Annotated in this window: 19 protein-coding genes (1 of these 19 only partly in view); 4 read left to right on the top strand and 15 right to left on the bottom strand. The window is 65.0% G+C overall.

The window, feature by feature from the left end; all coding sequences use genetic code 11:
- Positions 1–810, bottom strand: partial view of a TRAP transporter substrate-binding protein gene (locus ACOIX3_RS37010; protein WP_420966924.1) — the 5' portion only. Its footprint begins 279 nt before the window's first position; only the first 810 of its 1089 coding nucleotides appear in the window; its start codon is at positions 808–810; its stop codon lies off the left edge, out of view.
- A 297-nt stretch (positions 811–1107) separates the two neighbouring features.
- Here ACOIX3_RS37010 and ACOIX3_RS37005 point away from each other — a divergent pair, with 297 nt between their 5' ends.
- Positions 1108–2193, top strand: a complete 1086-nt coding sequence (locus tag ACOIX3_RS37005) for an NAD-dependent epimerase/dehydratase family protein (protein WP_420966923.1) — start codon at positions 1108–1110, stop codon at positions 2191–2193.
- A gap of 204 nt (positions 2194–2397) precedes the next feature.
- Here ACOIX3_RS37005 and ACOIX3_RS37000 read toward each other — a convergent pair whose 3' ends face one another.
- The 5 genes from ACOIX3_RS37000 to ACOIX3_RS36980 form a co-directional block, all read right to left on the bottom strand.
- The gene (locus tag ACOIX3_RS37000; protein ID WP_420966922.1) at positions 2398–3705 is read right to left on the bottom strand and encodes an NAD(P)H-dependent oxidoreductase; all 1308 of its coding nucleotides are present in this window, start codon (positions 3703–3705) and stop codon (positions 2398–2400) included.
- Between the two features lie 157 nt (positions 3706–3862).
- Positions 3863–4663, bottom strand: coding sequence for a phytanoyl-CoA dioxygenase family protein (locus ACOIX3_RS36995; protein ID WP_420966921.1), 801 nt, complete (start codon positions 4661–4663; stop codon positions 3863–3865).
- A gap of 55 nt (positions 4664–4718) precedes the next feature.
- A complete protein-coding gene (locus ACOIX3_RS36990) occupies positions 4719–5393 on the bottom strand; it encodes a GntR family transcriptional regulator (protein ID WP_420966920.1) in 675 nt (224 codons plus the stop codon).
- A 427-nt stretch (positions 5394–5820) separates the two neighbouring features.
- Positions 5821–7077 (bottom strand): M20/M25/M40 family metallo-hydrolase, encoded by a 1257-nt coding sequence (locus ACOIX3_RS36985; protein WP_420966919.1) that lies wholly within the window; start codon positions 7075–7077, stop codon positions 5821–5823.
- 64 nt (positions 7078–7141) lie between these two features.
- Positions 7142–8008 carry a sigma-70 family RNA polymerase sigma factor gene (locus ACOIX3_RS36980; protein WP_420966918.1) on the bottom strand — a complete coding sequence of 289 codons (867 nt, stop codon included), beginning with the start codon at positions 8006–8008 and terminating at the stop codon, positions 7142–7144.
- A gap of 110 nt (positions 8009–8118) precedes the next feature.
- Between ACOIX3_RS36980 and ACOIX3_RS36975 the strand changes: the two genes are divergently transcribed.
- Positions 8119–8574, top strand: coding sequence for a carboxymuconolactone decarboxylase family protein (locus ACOIX3_RS36975; RefSeq protein ID WP_194461630.1), 456 nt, complete (start codon positions 8119–8121; stop codon positions 8572–8574).
- A gap of 59 nt (positions 8575–8633) precedes the next feature.
- Here ACOIX3_RS36975 and ACOIX3_RS36970 read toward each other — a convergent pair whose 3' ends face one another.
- On the bottom strand, positions 8634–9443 hold the full coding sequence (locus ACOIX3_RS36970; protein ID WP_420966917.1) for an alpha/beta fold hydrolase: 810 nt from the start codon (positions 9441–9443) through the stop codon (positions 8634–8636).
- 155 nt (positions 9444–9598) lie between these two features.
- Here ACOIX3_RS36970 and ACOIX3_RS36965 point away from each other — a divergent pair, with 155 nt between their 5' ends.
- Entirely contained in the window at positions 9599–10141 is a 543-nt protein-coding gene (locus tag ACOIX3_RS36965; RefSeq protein WP_212318166.1) for a methylated-DNA--[protein]-cysteine S-methyltransferase, read from the top strand.
- Between the two features lie 197 nt (positions 10142–10338).
- On the opposite strand, the gene ACOIX3_RS36960 is transcribed toward ACOIX3_RS36965, so the two are convergent.
- From ACOIX3_RS36960 to ACOIX3_RS36925, 8 genes are all read right to left on the bottom strand, one after another.
- The gene (locus tag ACOIX3_RS36960) at positions 10339–11211 is read right to left on the bottom strand and encodes an MBL fold metallo-hydrolase (RefSeq protein ID WP_420966916.1); all 873 of its coding nucleotides are present in this window, start codon (positions 11209–11211) and stop codon (positions 10339–10341) included.
- Positions 11208–11426, bottom strand: coding sequence for a hypothetical protein (locus tag ACOIX3_RS36955; RefSeq protein ID WP_420966915.1), 219 nt, complete (start codon positions 11424–11426; stop codon positions 11208–11210). The genes ACOIX3_RS36960 and ACOIX3_RS36955 overlap by 4 nt, the downstream gene beginning before the upstream one ends.
- Before the next feature lie 68 nt (positions 11427–11494).
- Positions 11495–12109 (bottom strand): glutathione S-transferase family protein, encoded by a 615-nt coding sequence (locus ACOIX3_RS36950; protein WP_420966914.1) that lies wholly within the window; start codon positions 12107–12109, stop codon positions 11495–11497.
- A gap of 141 nt (positions 12110–12250) precedes the next feature.
- Complete coding sequence (locus ACOIX3_RS36945) at positions 12251–13093, bottom strand: fumarylacetoacetate hydrolase family protein (protein WP_420966913.1); 843 nt, start codon at positions 13091–13093, stop codon at positions 12251–12253.
- Between the two features lie 140 nt (positions 13094–13233).
- Positions 13234–14082 (bottom strand): MBL fold metallo-hydrolase, encoded by an 849-nt coding sequence (locus ACOIX3_RS36940; protein WP_420966912.1) that lies wholly within the window; start codon positions 14080–14082, stop codon positions 13234–13236.
- A gap of 267 nt (positions 14083–14349) precedes the next feature.
- The gene (locus tag ACOIX3_RS36935) at positions 14350–15339 is read right to left on the bottom strand and encodes an NADPH:quinone reductase (protein ID WP_420966911.1); all 990 of its coding nucleotides are present in this window, start codon (positions 15337–15339) and stop codon (positions 14350–14352) included.
- On the bottom strand, positions 15336–16118 hold the full coding sequence (locus ACOIX3_RS36930; protein ID WP_420966910.1) for an SDR family oxidoreductase: 783 nt from the start codon (positions 16116–16118) through the stop codon (positions 15336–15338). The genes ACOIX3_RS36935 and ACOIX3_RS36930 overlap by 4 nt, the downstream gene beginning before the upstream one ends.
- A gap of 137 nt (positions 16119–16255) precedes the next feature.
- Complete coding sequence (locus tag ACOIX3_RS36925; RefSeq protein WP_420966909.1) at positions 16256–16771, bottom strand: CvpA family protein; 516 nt, start codon at positions 16769–16771, stop codon at positions 16256–16258.
- A 109-nt stretch (positions 16772–16880) separates the two neighbouring features.
- Between ACOIX3_RS36925 and ACOIX3_RS36920 the strand changes: the two genes are divergently transcribed.
- Positions 16881–17642 carry an SDR family NAD(P)-dependent oxidoreductase gene (locus tag ACOIX3_RS36920; RefSeq protein ID WP_420966908.1) on the top strand — a complete coding sequence of 254 codons (762 nt, stop codon included), beginning with the start codon at positions 16881–16883 and terminating at the stop codon, positions 17640–17642.
- The last annotated feature ends 43 nt before the right edge of the window (positions 17643–17685 follow it).

The raw sequence follows: 17685 nt of genomic DNA, 5'->3' as shown, positions 1-17685 counted from the left end.
GTCTTCGGAGGCGGCCTGGACCGCAGCCTGATAATGCTTCGGCAGCGCGTTCCACTTGTCCTTGTTCAGCACATTGTGGCCCTGGCCGGTGCCTTCCCACCAGCCGGGGTAGTAGTAGAATTTCGCGACCTTGACGAAGCCGAGCTTCTCGTCGTCATACGGCCCGACCCATTCGGCGGCATCGATGGTGCCTTTCTCCAACGCCGGATAGATGTCGCCGCCGGCGATCTGCTGCGGCACGCCGCCGACCTTGGCGATGATGGTGCCGGCGAAGCCGCCGACGCGGAATTTCAGCCCCTGCAGATCCGCCATCGACTTGATCTCCTTCCGGAACCAGCCGCCCATCTGGGCGCCGGTCGACCCGGTCGGAATGCCGACGCAGTTGTACTCGCTGAGCAGGTTGTTGATCAGCTCGCTGCCGCCGCCCCATTGCAGCCAGGAAATATGCTGGCGCGTGTTGAGGCCGAATGGCAGTGCCGTGCCGAAAGTGAAGGCGGGATTCTTGCCCCAGTAATAATACAGCGCGGTGTTGCCCATCTCGACCGTGCCGTTGGAGACGGCGTCCAGCACCTGCAGGCCCGGCACGATCTCGCCGGCGGCGAAGGACTGGATCTGGAAGCGGTTGTCGGTGATTTCGGCGACGCGCTTGCAGAAGAATTCACAGCCGCCATAGAGCGTATCGAGCGCCTTCGGCCAGCTTGCCGCGAGCCGCCACCTGACCTCCGGCATCGATTGCGCGACCGCGGGCGCAGCGACCGCCGTCGCAGCCAGCCCGACGCCGCCTGCCCTCAAGAAATCACGACGCTTCATGCGTATCCCTCCTGTGTGCCGATGCCTCGACAAGGGGAACGATCTTGATGCCGTCTTTCTTCGCCGATCGATCGACGTTGCTGTGATGAATGTGTCCGATGGCCCTCGACGGGCTCTTGCGTGTGGAAATCCGAGCCTTCGGTTCCACCGGTCAGGATGATGGTTTGCCGGAGGAAATCAAGCGCCCGCCTTGGTTGCAGCTGCGAAGGGAAATTGGCGTTGCTGGTCTCATCCGATACCTGTCGGCCGGGCTGCGATCTGCTACGACGGCAGGTGAGTTGATGGGAGTTCAAGGATATGGCCAACAAGAAAGTCGTGGTCGCCGGCGCGACCGGCCTCGTGGGCAACGCCGCCTTGCGACACTTCGGCGCATCCGGCGAGTGCGAGCGCATCGCGCTGTCGCGGCGCAAGCCGCGCGATCTCTACGGCGCGCAGCATGTGCGAATCGACCTCACCAGCGCCGAGGATTGCCGCCGCGCCGCGGCCGAGCTCGCCGGCGCAACGCACCTGATCTATGCCGCGCTTTATGAAGCGCCGAGCCTGGTCGATGGCTGGCGCGATGCCGGGCAGATCGAAACCAACGACCGGATGCTGCGCAACCTGATGGGCGTGCTCGAGCCCGTCGCGCCTGACCTCAAGCACGTCGCGCTGCTGCAGGGCACCAAGGCCTATGGTGTGCATGTCCGGCCGCTCACGGTGCCGGCGCGCGAGGGCCGCTCGGAAATGTACGAGCAGCCGAATTTCTATTGGGCGCAGGAGAATTTCCTGCGTGAGCTGCAACGCGGCAAGAGTTGGCACTGGAGCATCCTGCGTCCGGTGCTGATCATCGGCGAAGCCATGGGCGGTGCGATGGATTTGATCCCGCCGCTCGGCGTCTATGCGGCGGTGCTGCGCGCACAGGGCAGGCCGCTGGATTATCCCGGCGGCGCGCCGCGCGTCGCGCAGGCGATCGACGTCGATCTCCTGGCGCGCGCGATCGCCTGGTCGGGCGAGGCGGAGACCGCACGCAATGAAGCTTTCAACGTCACCAATGGCGATGTCTTCACCTGGGAAAATATCTGGCCCGCGGTATCGGATGCGCTCGAGATGGCGCCGGGCCGGCATGTGCCGCTGTCGCTGGCGCAGGAATATCCGAAATGGATCGCGCCGTGGGACGAGCTGCGCAGGAAGCACGATCTGATCGCACCCGGCTTGGAGGAGTTCGTCGGCCTGTCGTTCCAATATGCCGATTACAGCATGCGCTACGGGCAGACCGAATCCGGTCCGCCATCGATCGTGTCGACGGTGAAGATCAACCAGGCCGGCTTCACCGAGATGATGGATACGGAAACGATGTTCCGCAAATGGTTCAAGCTGGCGAAGACGAGGCGGTTGTTGCCCTAGTCGTGTGAGCACCGCTCTATCCGCTCCCTCGCCCCGCTCTTGCGGGGAGAGGGTTGGGGTGAGGGGCCTCTATCCGGCGAGCACCTTGCTGCTTGTCGAGCACCGCGCCTCGCCCCTCACCCGGATCGCATCTGGCGATGCGATCCGACCTCTCCCCGCAAAGCGCGGGGAGAGGTGAAAGAAGCCTGTCGGTTCGATCGCGCGCTACCGCGAAAACGCCTTCTCCATCGCCTTGCGCGTCTTGATGGTGTCGTTGCCCTCGTCGACCTCGACGTCGCTCCAGCGCACGACAGCGCCATGGGCGATGTCTTTCTTCAGCTTGACGCGATGCGCAAGTCCGATCGGCAATGCGCCGGCGGCGAGGCTGGCGGAGGCGGGCATCAGCTTGCCCCATACCGTGTAGCCACCTTCGCCGTCGAGCATCTCGCCGGCACGCAGATTGCGTTTCGCCACCGCTGCGACGTCGCCGCGGAAGCCACGCGGCTGTCCGGTCGGCTCGTTGCGCAGCGCCGCCGAGAGAACTGAAATATTCAGCTCGAGCCCGATCAGATGATACGGCTTGTACATCGCCGCATAGCGGCCGGACGCGTCGGTCTTGAGGCCGTACTGCTTGAAGCAATCGGCGGCATAATCGTTCGGCGCCTCCAGCACCACATAGACGCCCCACCGCAGATCGCGGAATACCGGACGGCCGTCGCGCTCCAGCGACGACACCACCTCGACGATGCCGGATTTCTCCAGCACGCCGCCCTTCTCGCGCGGCCGCATCACATGCGGCAGGTCGTCGACGCCGCAGGGCGGAAACAGCAAGCCCTCCGACGGCACGTCAAGCGTGCAGGCATTGGCGATCGCCGCCATCTCGATCGCGGATTTGGTGCCGTCGAGGAAGGAGTTGAACATCTGCGGGTTCATGCCGGCGGATTGCGCTTCGCCTGGTGTGAGCCCGTAATGCTGCCACACGCCTTCCGGCGTCACGTCGTGATAGGCCGGCAAATATTTCGTGCCCTTGCCGGCAGCGACGACGTGGAATCCCGTCGCGCGCGCCCAATCGACCATTTCCGCGGTCAGTGCCGGCTGGTCGCCATAGGCGAGCGAATAGACCACGCCGGCCTTGCGTGCCTCTTCGGCGAGCAGCGGGCCCGCCAGCACATCGGCCTCGACATTGACCATCACGACATGCTTGCCGGCTGATATCGCCGCGCGGGCATGGCGAATGCCGACCGCGGGATTGCCGGTGGCTTCCACCACCACATCGAACGCGCCACCTGCGATCGCCCGCGCGCCGTCGTCGGTGAAGGTGGTCGCATTGATCCGTGCATCGTCCCAGCCGACGGTGCGGCACGCCTCGCGTGCGCGGTCGCGGTCGAGATCGACGATGACAGGCACCTCGAGCCCCGGCGTATGCGGCACCTGCGACAGGAACATCGAGCCGAATTTTCCGGCGCCGATCAGGACGACGCGAACCGGCTTGCCGGCAGCGGCGCGGGTTTTGAGGAGGTGATGCAGGTTCATGATGGGTGTCCGGGATTATTGCCGTGTCCCGGACGCGGTGCGGCACGAAGTGCTGCTCCGCAGAGCCGGGACCCATGGAGGAAGTTGAACAAGTGTGTAGGCCCCGGCTCAGCAGCGCATCGCTGCGCGCTGCGCTGCGTCCGGGGCACGAGTGTGTCTACTCCGCCGCCTGCCGCGGCGCACGGGCGAGCCGCAGCAGCGCGTCGTCGGCAACCGTCTGGATCGGCGTGAAGTCGCGGTGCGCGATGTAGTCGGGCCGCGTCGGGGTGCGGATGTAGTTCGAGACCGCGTTGAGCGTCAAATAGACGATCTTGCGCGGATAGGGCGTGATGTTGCCGCTCGATCCGTGCACCAGATTGCCGTGGAACATCAGCATGCCGCCGGGCTTGCCGGTCGGCGCGACGATGCCGCCCTGCTTCACGAGCCGGGTGACCGTCTCCTCGTCCAGCGTCCACAGCGGATAGGACGTGGTTTCGAGATCGTGCGAGGCCTTGAGGTCGCCGGCAGTTTGGCTCTGCGGCACCAGCATCAGCGGGCCGTTGATCGGCAACACCTCGTCGAGGAAGATCGCGATGTTCATCGCGCGCGGCTCCGGCATGCCGTCGTCGCGCTTCCAGGTGCCGTAGTCCTGGTGCCACTGCCAGACGTCGCCGGTGAAGGCCGCCTTCGCGTTGATCTTGAACTGGTGCATGTAGACCTTCTCACCGAACAGCTGCTCGATGGGGTCGATCATGCGCGGATGCGCGCCGAGGAGGCCGAACGCCTCGTTGTAGAGATGCGCGGCGAAGGCCGTGCGCGGCGCGCCGCTCTTCTCGCGCCACACCTCGGGGCGGTTGGCGTCATAGATCGCGACCGCCTCGCGGGCGAGGAAATCGACCTCTTCCTGGCTGAACAGCTCGGGCAGGAACAGCCAGCCTTCGCGATGAAAGAATTCGACCTGCTCTTGGGTCAGTTTCATGGTGCTTTCCTCCTTTGATTATTGGTTTTCGTTCTTGGCGCCGTGACGGTCCTGCTCACGCCGCCACGTCGATCGCCCTCAGCTTCTCTTCGGTCATCTGCCCCGCCGTCTGCGCATGGGCCAACGCGGCGGCTTCCGCGGCTGAGGCGTTGCCGGAGAAAATATGCGCGGCGATGGCCTCGTGTTCGGTCCAGGCGCTGTCGCGGTAATCGAGCTCGGCGAGCACGGTCGCCATCGAGCGGCGCATGTGCGGCCATTGCGGCGCGATCATTTCCTCGATCGCGGTATTGCCGGCCAGCCGATAGATCGCACTGTGGAAGTCGACGTCGAGTGCGATCAGGCGCGCCAGCGGCGCATCGTCGTCGATCGCGCGCCCGGCTTCGAGCGCGCCTTCGAGCTGCGCACGTGCCGCGGAATCCTCTTTCACACGCGTCGCGGCAAGCCGTGCCGCCAGCGCATCGATGGCGCCGCGCACTTCATAGAGCTCGCGGATGCGCTGCGGATCGAGCTGCGTCACCTCGAAGCCGCGCTTGCCGCTCTCCGCGACAAGGCCCTGGCGATGCAACAAATGCAGCGCGTGCGAGATCGGCTGGCGCGAGACGCCGAGCCGATCGGCAAGTTCGTTCTGGGTGATGCGCTGGCCAGGCAGCAGCGTGCGGTCGATGATCGCTTCGAGCAATCGCCCGTAGACCTGGTCGATCAGGTTCGGAAGCGGGTCCAACGGGATCATGCCATCCGTCCAAATTGGAATACGGAATTCCGTGTTCGAACAGAAAACTACTGCGAGCGGCAGGAGCGGTCAAGGCGGGAGTTTCCGGCGGCGTTAACTCATTGGGAATTCTACGTTTCTCTCGAGGTTCTGACCGTCGTTATCGCGTCGGTTGCGGCGAACAGTCAGCTTTAATTGGTCAACGGAGCACGCGGCACCCCCCTCCCTAACCCTCCCCCACAAGGGGGGAGGGAACGGAGAGAGCTGCGGATATCGCCGGAACGGGGTTCGGGAGGTGCAGCGCCAACTGGTGAGGCGAGCACATCGGTCAGGCTCCCTCTCCCCTTGTGGGAGAGGGTGGGGAGAGGGGTGGCCCAGGATGCTGGCGCCGAAATGAGTTTCGCTATCTCAGCAGCTCGAATCTATCGCCGAACGTGATTGCGACCCGCTACTTCGCCTTGCCCAGCTCCATCAGGATCCGCGTCATCAGATAGAGCCGCGGCACGATCGAGTTGGTGTCGATGTATTCGTCGCGGGCGTGATAGCCCCAGCCGGCGAGGCCGAAGCTTTCGACCACGATGGCCTTGCCGCTGCGCGCGGCGTAGCCGGCATCGGTCGCGCCGCCGGTCATTTCCGCGATATCCAGCGTGCGGTCGAGCTCGGCGTAGATCGCCTGTCCCTGCTTGGCGAGCGCGCGGCCGCGATCGTTTGCCACGAAGGGTGGGCGGCCTGCGGCGACCTTCACGGTCACCTCGGTGTCGGGGATCAGCCTGTTCTTCACTTTCTCGTCGAGCGCGGCCTGAAGCTTCTGCACGCCGTCCGGAATGGTGAGGCGGATGTCGGCGCCGGCGCTGGCGTGATCGGGGATCTGGTTGCGCACAGTGCCGGCTTTCGCGGTGGTCCAGTTCAGCTGCGTGCCCGGGATGGATTTCGCAACGTCCTGGGTCTGCAGCAATTGATGCGCCAGCTCGATCAACGCGTTGCGGCCGAACTGCGGTGCGGCGCCGGCATGCGAGGCCTTGCCCTTCACGTCCATCGTGCCGGTGGCGGTGCCGCTGGCGCCGAGCAGCAGGCTTTCATTCTTGGCCACCGGTGGTGCAACCGTCGGCTCGCACGACAGCACCACATCGTGCTGGTCGGCGAGCTCAGCGATGATTTCGCCGGAGCCGATCGAGCCGACCTCTTCATCCGGATTGAACGACACCGTGAGTTTGGCGTAGTCGCGCCAGCCCGCATCGTTCAGGATCTTCAGCGAATGCAGGATGACGGCGATGCCGCCCTTGTCGTCGGCAATGCCGGGCCCGTAGATCCTGTTGCCGTCGACCTTATAGGGCTGGGTGTCGAGGATGCCGTGCTCATAGACCGTGTCCATATGTGCGATCAGCATCAGCTTCCTGCTGCCGGTGCCCTCGAAGGTGCCGATCACCATGTCGGCGCCGGCGCCCTTCGTGGTCTTGCGCCGTTCGGTCTTGGCGCCGAGCGCCTTCAACCGTGCTTCGGTGTAGTCGGCCATCTTCTTCAGGCCTTCGACATCGCTGGAGCCCGACTCGATCAGCACCATGTCGTGCAGGCTCTCGATCACGGCCGGCTGGGCCTGCTCGGCGGCCGCGCGCAGCTTTTCATCCGCGGCGGCAAAGGCGGGGGACGAGGCGAGGGCGAGCGAAAGCAGACCGGCCGACGCGAGCAATTTGACGGATAGTTTCATGATTGTCCTCCCTGTATAGCGCAGGGAGGACACTAACATCGCAAACCATCTGTCTCCAGCCGCGTCAGGCCTGGTCCAGCACCTCGACATTGAAGGTCTCGATCTGCGCGGGCTCGGCGGTCGCATCGATCGCCGCGATCCTGTCGCCTGAAATCGTGACCCGCAGCACGACACGCAGCGCGCCGCCAAGAATGACGGCAACGCCGATCTCGCCGTCGACCAGCGCTGTCTTCGCGGCCTGCGCGCGCCCCTTGAAGCTTTCGGCGACAGCCGTGGCGCCGCGGATCACCGGCAGCGAGCCGAGCCGCTGCGCTGCCTGATCGGCGCGCACCACGACGTCGGGCGCCAGCACGGCAAGCAGCCCCTCGAAATCGCCGTTGCGGGATGCCGCGAGGAAAGCTTCGACGATGCCGCGCTGCCGGCTGAGATCGGCATCCGGCGCGGGCGGCGCGCCCTGCACGCGGCGTCTGGCGCGGCTCGCCAGTTGCCGCGCGGCGGCCGGCGTGCGCCCGACGATCGGCGCGATCTCCTCGAACGGCACCGCGAACATGTCGTGCAGCACGAAAGCCAGCCGCTCGGCCGGCGCCAGCGTCTCCAGCACCACGAGCAGCGCCGCGCCGACCGAGTCGGCCATCTCGGTCTCGCGTTCGGACGGATTGTCCGCGATCGGCTCCGGCACATGCGCGCCCATCGGCTCCTCGCGGCGCGATTTGCGCGAGCGCAACATGTCGAGGCAGATCCGCGCGATCACCGTGGTCAGCCAACCCCCGAGATTGTCGACCGCAGCAGTGTCGGTGCGGCCGAGCCGCAGCCAGGCCTCCTGCACGGCGTCGTCGACCTCGGCGCTCGAGCCCAGCATGCGGTAGGCCACCGCCCGCAAGCGCGGCCGGTTGGCCTCGAACTGTTCGGCCACAAATTTTTTCTCGTCCATCGGTCACATTCCCTTTGTCCGCTCCGTCATGGCCTTGACGAACGAAAGTGGGCCGATGTGACAGCAGATCGGCACGGCTTCGTCAAAAGGCAAATCAGGAGAGTGACATGATGAAAGCCCGCATGAACCACCCTGTGATGGTTGTTCCCGATGCCATGAAGGCGCTGCAGGCGCTCAGCGAGAGCACCAAACCGGCTTTGCCGGAAAAGCTGCTCGAGCTGGTCCATCTGCGCGCCAGCCAGATTAATGGCTGCAGCGTCTGCGTCGATATGCACCCGAAGCTTGCCAGGCGCGCCGGCGAGACCGACGAGCGGCTGTTCGCGGTCGGCGCCTGGCGCGACACGCCGTATTTCACCGAAGCCGAGCGCGCCGCGCTGGCGTTGACCGAAGCGGTGACCCGGCTCAGCGATCGCGAGGATCCGGTGACGGACGCGGTGTGGGACGAGGCGGCGAAGCATTTTGACGAGCAGCAGCTCGCGTCGCTGGTGCTGGGGATTGCCGCGATCAATGTCTGGAACCGGCTCAACGTCGCCGTGCGCCAGCCGGTCGGTGCGTGGAAGGTGTAAGCAGATATCTTGCCGCGCGGGCGGTGCACCCTCTCCCACAAGGGGAGAGGGTGCACTGCTTACGCGGAGAGAAACTCCAGCACGATCTCGCAATAGCGCTGCGGGGCCTGCTCGAACATCGGATGCGTGGTGCCGGGGATCATCTCGGTGCGGGCGCCCTTCACATTGGCGGCGAGCGCGTGCAGCACCTTCGGCAGCACGCCCTTGGTGTTGGCGCCGCCGATGAACAGCGTCGGCGTCTTGATCGCCTCGGCGTCGGCCTTCGAGAACGGCGGGCGCTGGTCGCGGGTCTGGCCGAGCAGGGTGGTCGCGTTGTCGCGCAAGAGCTGCTTGGAGGTCGCCGGAATTCGTTTCCAGGCACCGGGGCCTTCGAGCGCGTCCATGAAGATCTGCAGGCCGCCGTCGATGTCGCCCTTGGCGATCTCAGCGGCACACGCCGCGAAGCGTGCCGCCAGCGGTGAGGGGCCCGGCTTGAAATCCGGATCAAGGCTCTCGTCGAGCTCGCCGCCGGGCTCGGCCAGGATCAGCCTGCGCAGCAGGTCCGGCCGCCGCTGCGCGACGCGGAAGCAGATATGGCCGCCGCGGGAATGCCCCATCAGGTCGACCGGTTTGGTGTCGAATGCCTCGATGAAGGCGATGACATCGTCGACATGCTGCGCGATCGAATAGGTGTCGCCAACGCCGTCCCAATGCGCCGGGAAGAAATGCCGCAGGCTGACCGCGATCACGCGGTGCCGCCGCGTCAGCGGGCCGAGCACCGCCGACCAGATCCGGAAATCGCACAGCGAACCGTGCACGCAGACCAGCGGCGGGCCCTCTCCGATATCGAGATAGGGCATGTCGAAACCGTTGACGTGGAGGCTGTGCATTTCGGGGCTCGCGGAGGGCAGGAGATGTTGTTGATTTAGCCCAAGTTCCCACGGAATTCGGGTGGATAGCAACATTCTCCAAGCCTAGATTTCAGATCGACAGCAGGCTCAAACGTGTGAGCCCAAACGACATGAAGGAACATCTGGAGCGAGCCATGACCGGCCAGCATTTTGCAATCTTCGAGACCATGATCGGCGCCTGCGGCATCGTCTGGGGCGAGCACGGCGTCACCGGTGTGCAGCTGCCGATGGGCACCGAGGAGAAGACCCGCAAGCGCATCTTCCAGCGCAATGGCGACGTCACCGAGGCGGCGCCGCCGGCCGAGGTGCAGCACGCGATCGACGGCATGATCGAGCTGCTCGCCGGCAAGCCGAACGACCTCGCCGATATCGTGCTCGATCTCGATGGCGTGCCCGCGTTCAACCGCGGCGTCTACGACATCGCGCGGAAGATTCCGCCGGGCAAGACCGTGACCTATGGCGATATCGCCAAGCAGCTCGGCGGCGTCGAGCTGTCGCGCGACGTCGGCCAGGCATTGGGCCGCAACCCGTGCCCGATCGTGGTACCCTGCCACCGGGTGCTGGCGGCCGGCAACAAGCCGGGCGGCTTCTCGGCCAATGGCGGCGTCGTCACCAAGCTGAAGATGCTGCAGATCGAAGGCGCGGTGGTGAACCACACGCCGAGCCTGTTTGATTGAGCGGAAATCACCCTCCCCTGGAGGGGGAGGGTCGACGCGAATGAAATGAGCGGCGGGGTAGGGTGACGGTCTCTCGTATCGGGCGCTGCCCGTGTTGAGAGATCACCCCACCCCGTCTCACATCTCGCTGCGCTCGCTGTGAGCCGACCCTCCCCCTCCAGGGGAGGGTGGTAGAAAGCGACTGTCGCGAATTCAGCCTACTTCACCGTCTCACACACAAACCCGTTGCCCTTGCGCCTGATCTTGCCGACCGATGGCGAGGGGAAGTGCGCGGGGCAGCACAGCGTGTCGGTGTCGCAATAGCGCTCTAGGAAGCTGCGCCGCGTTTTCGCGGCCTGTGCCGGATCGACGTCGAACTTCGGCGACAGCTCCGGATAGAGCGTCTGGATCGGCGAGTGCATCAAATCGCCGGCAAACACCGCATCATCCTTGCCGCGGCCGAAGGTGAACGCGACGTGGCCCGGGGTGTGGCCGGGCGTCGGCAGCACGCGCATGTGATCGCCGATCGCAAAATCATTGCCGACCAGGTCGGCCCGCTTGGCTTCGACCACCGGCAGCACGCTGTCGACGAAGGGCGGGACCTCCGCCTTGGCGTTGGTCTCGGTCCAGTAGTCGAACTCGCTCTTGTCGAACACGTAGCGCGCGTTCGGGAAGGTCGGCACCCAGCGGCCGTTCTCGAGCCGCGTGTTCCAGCCGACATGGTCGACATGCAGATGCGTGCACATCACATAGTCGATGTCGCCGACCGAAAAGCCCGCCGCCGCGAGGCCGCGCTGATAGTTGTCGTCGGTCTTCATGTTCCAGCTCGGCCGTCCCGGCCGCGGCTTGTCGTTGCCGATGCAGCTGTCGATCAGGATGGTGTGGTGCGGCGTCTTCACGATGTAGGACTGGAACGCCAGGATCAGCGTGTCGCTGTCATCGAGTGCGCCGGCCGCCTTCATCCAGGCGCGGTTCTCGGCCAGCACTTCCGGCGTCAGTCCGGGCAGCATCTCATGCGCGGGCAGGAACAGGCCTTCCTCCTCGACAATGCGATGAATGGTGAGATCGCCGGCGGCAAATTTCAGGCTCATGGTGCTTCCTTGGCGTTGGCGTTGGCGTTTGCGAGCGAAGTGGAGTGCGGTTGGCGTGAAGAGAACGCGTAAAAAAGCCAGTGCGCGTCGCGCACGGCGGGAATGATGATGTTGGCGAGGATATCCATCGCCGCAAGGTCTTGCTCCGGCAGGCTGTACCGGGCTGCCGTCATCATCATCACAAAGTCGAGACCGGAGACGGTCAGCGCGAGCACCAGGCTCGCGCTGAAAATCGAGAGGCGGGGACGCCTTCGCGCGTCGTTATTCTCCCCGCTTTGCTTTGCTACGCCGCAGGCGGGGCCGAGATCTTCACCGACGGCCGCTCCAGCATTCTCTGGTAGAACGCGTCGAGCTTGGGATAGGCCTTGCGCCAGCCGCAATCGGCAAAGCGGAAATCGGCGTAGCCGAGCACGCAGACCAGGCCGATCTGCGCGATGTCGAACGACGAGCCATCGAGAACGTCCGGCCGGTTCTCGAACCGCGCCATGCCGGCCCAGGCCCTGTTCCAGTGATCGTCATACCAGGCCTGCCACAGCGAGCCCTGCGGCCGCACCATCTTCTCGTATCGGCACAGCAGCATGGAATCGAGCATACCGTTGAGCAGCGAATGATCGGTCTTCAGCTGCCAGCGCCGCGGACCGTAGCCCGGGATCAGCCGGCCGCCGCCGATCTCGTTGAGATATTCGACGATGACGTAGGAATCCAAAATGACGTCGCCATGGTCGAGGATCAGCACCGGCAATTTCTTCAGCGGCGAGATCCTGGAGTATTCGTCATTGGCCGTGCCCGGCGCGACGCTGGCCGGCACGAACTCGATCTTGTCGATCAGGCCGAGCTCGATCGCCGCGATGCGCACCTTGCGGGCGAACGGGGAGGCGGGAGAGAAGGTGAGTTTCATGGTGAACTCCTTGCGAAAGGTCGCTCCTCTGTCATGGCCGGGCTTGACCCGGCCATCCACGTCTTTGCCCCTATGCAAGACCTAAGACGTGGATGCCCGGGTCAAGCCCGGGCATGACGATTCGGGTGCAGCGCGTGGCGCTTACGCCGCGACGATTTCCTGGCGCTGCTCGCCGAGGCCTTCGATGCCGAGCGTCACGATGTCGCCGACATTGAGGAAGGTCGGCGGCTTCATACCGAGACCGACGCCGGGCGGAGTGCCCGTCGTGATGATATCGCCGGGCAGCAGCGTCATGAACTGCGAGACGTAGGAGATGCATTTCGCCATCGTGAAGATCATGGTCTTGGTCGAGCCGGTCTGGCGGCGCTGACCGTTGACGTCGAGCCACATCGACAGGTTCTGCACGTCGGCGATTTCGTCCTTGGTGACGAGCCACGGGCCGACCGGGCCGAAGGTGTCGTGCGACTTGCCCTTGGTCCACTGTCCGAGGCGCTCGGTCTGGAAGTTGCGCTCGGAGACGTCGTTGCAGACGCAATAGCCGGCGACGTGGTTGAGCGCGTCGGCTTCCGAGACGTATTTGGCGCGGGTGCCGATGATGGCGGCGATCTCGACTTCCCAGTCGAGCTTGGTCGAGCCGCGCGGCTTCTCGACGGCATCGTTCGGGCCGGACAGCGAGGTATTCGCCTTCATGAAGATGATCGGTTCGGTCGGGATCTGAGCGCCGGTTTCCTTGGCGTGGTCGGAATAGTTCAGGCCGATCGCGACGAACTTCGAGATGCCGGTGACCGGGGCGCCGAAGCGCGGCTTGCCGGAGACGGCGGGCAGGGAGGCGGGATCGAGCGCGGAAAGCTTCTTCAGCGAGTCCGGCGTGTAGGCTTCGCCGGTCAGGTCCTTCAGATGGGCCGAGAGGTCGCGGAGCTGGCCGGATTTATCGATCAGACCGGGCTTTTCCGCACCCATTTCGCCATAACGAACAAGCTTCATGTTGATCACTCCCTACGATGTCTTGAGGATTGTTACTGGTATACCTCGACACGCTTCATGGAACAGCGCGCCGGGAAATTCAACCGCCATGAGCGCGCTGCATTGCTGCCAAGCCTTATATCAAGGCCATTTCGGGCCGATCACCCCAGCGCGACGAACCTGAACGCGTCGCCGTCGCGCTTGATGTGGCCGGCATTGAAATGCCCGCCGATCACCAGCGTCGGCGTGTCGGCAAAGCGCGAGAACAACTCGCGCCGCGTCACTGCCGATTGCTTCTGGTCGGAGTCCGCGGTCGACGACCAGTCGAGGTGATACATCTGGCAGGGATGATGGGCGACGTCGCCGGTCAGCAGTCCTTCCGCGCCGCCGGACCTGATGTGGATGCTCACATGGCCGGGGCTGTGTCCCGGCGTCGGGATCAGCGTGATCTCCTCGGTCAGGCGATGATCGCTCGGCACCAGCTCGGCCTTGCCGGCATCCGCGATCGGTTTCACCGAGTCGGCGAACACGGCGGCATGCGCGGCATCGTCGCTGTGGTCGCGCCAGTGCTCGAACTCGGTCTTGCCGAACACGTAGCGCGCATTGGCGAAGGTCGGCACCCATTTGCCGCCGACAAGTTTCGTGTTCCAGCCGACATGGTCGACATGCAGATGCGTGCACAGCACGGTGTCGATGCTATCAGGTGCAAAGCCGGCCGCGGTCAGCTTCTCCAGGAACGGATCGCTGCGGTTGTTCCAGGTCGGCACGTTGCGGCCCTGCTTGTCGTTGCCGAGCCCGGTGTCGACGATGATGCGGTGCTCCGGCGTCTCGACCAGCAGCGAATGAATCGACATTTTCAGCCGGCCATCCTCATTGGCGAAATGCGGGATCAGCCAGGGCAGGCTCTGAATCTCTTCCCGGCCGGCCAGCGGCAGGATGAAGCGCGTGCTGCCGACGGTCTCGAGCTCGACGACTTTTGTGATCTTGACCTTGCCGATCGTGCATTGCATGCGGCGTGTCCTCGGTTTCTTGTTTCTCTCGTTTGCGTTGCTCACTTCACCTCGCCCCGCTTGCGGGGAGAGGCATAGGCCGCCTACGGCGGCCGTCCTCAAGAACGCCGAAGCAGAGCTTCGGCTATGTCGCATGCAGCGAAGCGGAATGCGGTCCGGGTGAGGGGGAGCTTCCGCAGACTCCATCCTTACCATCTTTGCGGTGGCAGCCCCTCACCCCAACCCTCTCCCCGTAAGAACGGGGAGAGGGGGAAGAGAGCCTGCCTGTCATCGCGCGCAGTCGACGATCACGGTGCCGATCTTGTCGCCCTTCTCGACGGCGAGATGGGCATCGGCGGTCTCCGCCAGCGCGAATTGTCCGGCGATGTTGTGCACGCGGGTGCCCGACTCCAGCCATTTGGTGATGTCGGCCTGCGCGGCCGCGAGCAGCGGTGGCGGCAGTGCGAACAGCACCAGCGAGCGCACCGTGATGCATTTTTCCATCAATTCGCGCACCGGCAGTGTCGGCGTGCGGTTGCCGTTGGTGGCGTAGACCGCGATCGTCGAGTTCAACGCCATGATCTTCAGCGTGGTCGCGAGGTTGCCGCCGAAATCGACGTCGATCACGCGGTCGACGCCGCGGTTCTCGGTGAAAGCCATCACCTTGGAGACGACGTCCTCTGTCCGGTAGTTGACCACCGTATCGGCGCCGGCAAGCCGTGCTTCCACGTCCTTGACCTGCGAGCTCACGGTCGCGATCACGCGCGCGCCGCCCCATTTGGCGAGTTGCACGGCATAGTGGCCGACTGCACCGGCGCCGCCGGTGACCAGCACCGTTTGGCCGGAGATCGGACCGTCGGCGAACAGCGCGCACCACGCGGTCATGCAGGGGATGCCGAGCGTAGCACCTGCCGCGAACGACACGTCCTGCGGCAGCGGCGTCACCAGGTAATCGGCGAGCGTGATGTATTCGGCGGCGGTACCGAAGGCGCGGCCATTGCGCTGGCCGTTGAACAGCCAGACGCGGTCGCCGACGGCAAAGCGCGTCACGCCTTCACCGATCTGGTCGATGATCCCGGCGCCGTCGCTGTTCGGGATCACGCGTGGAAATTCCATCGCGCGATAGTTGCCGCTGCGGCGGCCGACATCGGCCGGATTGACGCCGGACGCCTCGAGGCGAACCCGGACTTCGCCCGGGCCCGCGTCCGGCGTCGGCATCTCGCCGACGGTGAGCACCGTCGGCGCCGCGCCGGTTCGTTCGTACCAGACGGCTCTCATAACGTGCCGGGGAACGCGCCGCCGTCGAGCAGCAGGTTCTGCCCGGTGATGAAGCCTGCTTTGGCGCCACAGAGGAAGGCGCAGGCATAGCCGAATTCGTCGGGATGGCCGAAGCGGCCGGCGGGGTTCAGCTTGGCGCGCTCGGCCAGCACCTGCTCGGCCGAGATGCCGCGCTTCTCGGCTTCGGGCTTTGCGGTGCCGCGCAGGCGATCGGTCTCGAATGGGCCCGGCAGCAAGCCGTTGATGGTGACGTTGTTGATCACGGTCTTGCGCGACAGGCCGGCGACGAAGCCGGTGAGGCCGGCGCGGGCGCCGTTGGACAGGCCGAGGATCTCGATCGGCGCCTTCACTGCCGCCGAGGTGATGTTGACGATACGGCCGAACTTGCGCGCCATCATGCCGTCGACGGTCGCCTTGATCAGCTCGATGGGCGTCAGCATGTTGGCGTCGATCGCCTTGATCCAATCGTCGCGGGTCCAGTTGCGGAAATCGCCGGGCGGCGGGCCGCCGGCATTGTTGATCAGGATGTCCGGTTCGGGACAGGCCTTGAGCACGGCTTCGCGTCCGGCCGGCGTCGTGATGTCGCCGACGATCTCGGTGACGGTGACGGTGGGATACGCCTTGCGGATATCGTCGGCGGTCTGCTTCAGCGCTTCGGCGCCGCGCGCCGTCAGGGTGACATGCACCCCCTCATTGGCGAGCGCGATCGCGCAGGCGCGGCCCAGTCCCTTGCTCGATGCGCAGACGATGGCGCGGCGGCCTTTGATTCCAAGATCCACGAGTTCACTCCCTGTGATGTCGGGTTGGTTTGTAAAGTTTCGCTGGCGCCAGTCTAGCCAAGCCCGGCGGCGCCGGTAAGGGAGGTGCAATGCATAAGTGCATGCCGGACCGGAGCAGCCCGGGTCAGCCCGTTGGGTTAGATGCGCTGCTCGCGCCGCAGCCGCTCGATCGCCATGGCGGCTTCCGGCGGCAGCGACCGGAAGCCGGCCTGTCCGGCCGCGGAGAACAGCGGCCGCAACTGCGATCCGTTGAGGAATTGCGGCTGCCTCGCCAGCGGCACCAGCTGATCGAACACCACCACCAGCGTGGTCACGACGAGACCGACCCTGATCGCGCCGAGCAGCGCGCCGCCGAGGCGGTCGCCGATCCCAATCTCCGAACCGATGGTGTCGTCGAGCATCGTCCGCGCCATCTTTCCGAGGATGACGCCGATCAGAAGAAAGAGGCCGAACAGCAGCACCCCGTTGGGCGGGAACGGCGACGACGGCAGCGTCGCGATGTGCGGCCCGATCATCGCCATTGCGGCAACCGCGAGCGGCGCCGCGACCAGATAGGCCAGGATGGTGACCGCGCTGCGCAGCAGGCCGGTCGTGAAGCCGGTGACGACCGCGAACAACAGACCGAGCGTCACGACGATGTCGAAGAGGTTCATGGATAAGGATTCCTGCCCCAATCTCCTGCGGTCCCCTGGTTGATCAAACCTGCTTACATCAGGGACAATTGTCGCTATCACTCGTCCGCTTCAATCCGGGAACCTGCCGATGTCCGACCTATTCGATGTCAGTAAAGAAATCATCCTCATCACCGGCGCCTCGCAGGGGCTGGGGCGGCAATTCGCCCGCGTGCTGGCGGCGCGTGGCGCTGCGGTGGTGCTGGCGGCGCGCCAGACCGCGAAGCTGAAAAGCCTCGCGGAGGAGATCAAGGCCAAAGGTGGCCGCGCTGCCGCGGTGCAGATGGACGTTGCGGATGTTTCCGGCATTGCGAAAGCGCTCGACGCCGCGGAATCCGCACTCGGTCCGGTCTCGGTGTTGATCAACAATGCCGGTATCGCGATCGAGAAGCTCTCGACCGAGCAGACCGAGGCCGATTGGGACGCCGTGATCAACGCCAATCTGAAGGGCGCCTATTTCCTCGCGACCGAGCTATCGCGGCGCATGATCCTGCGCAAGCAGCCGGGCAACATCATCAATGTCGCTTCCGTGCTCGGGCAGGGCGTGCTCAAGGCGGTCTCGCCCTATGCGATCTCCAAGGCCGGCATGATCCAGGGCACCAAGGCGATGGCGCTGGAGCTCGCCGGCAACAACATCCGCGTCAACGCGCTGGCGCCGGGATATATCGACACCGAGATGAATCATGATTTTTGGTCGACGCCGGCAGGCGAGCGGCTCGCAAAACGGATTCCGCAGCGCCGCGTCGGCGCCGAATCCGATCTCGACGGCGCGATCATGCTGCTCGCCTCCAACGCCTCGCGGTACATGACCGGCACGGTGGTGACGGTCGATGGCGGTTTTTTGCTGAATTGACTTCGCCGCCCGGATGAAGCTGCCGTCATCGCCCGGCCTGTGC

Source organism: Bradyrhizobium sp. B120, from assembly GCF_049075665.1.
GTDB lineage: Bacteria > Pseudomonadota > Alphaproteobacteria > Rhizobiales > Xanthobacteraceae > Bradyrhizobium.
The sequence above is the reverse complement of the archived record's forward strand: the minus strand, read 5'-3'. Positions and strand labels throughout refer to the sequence as shown.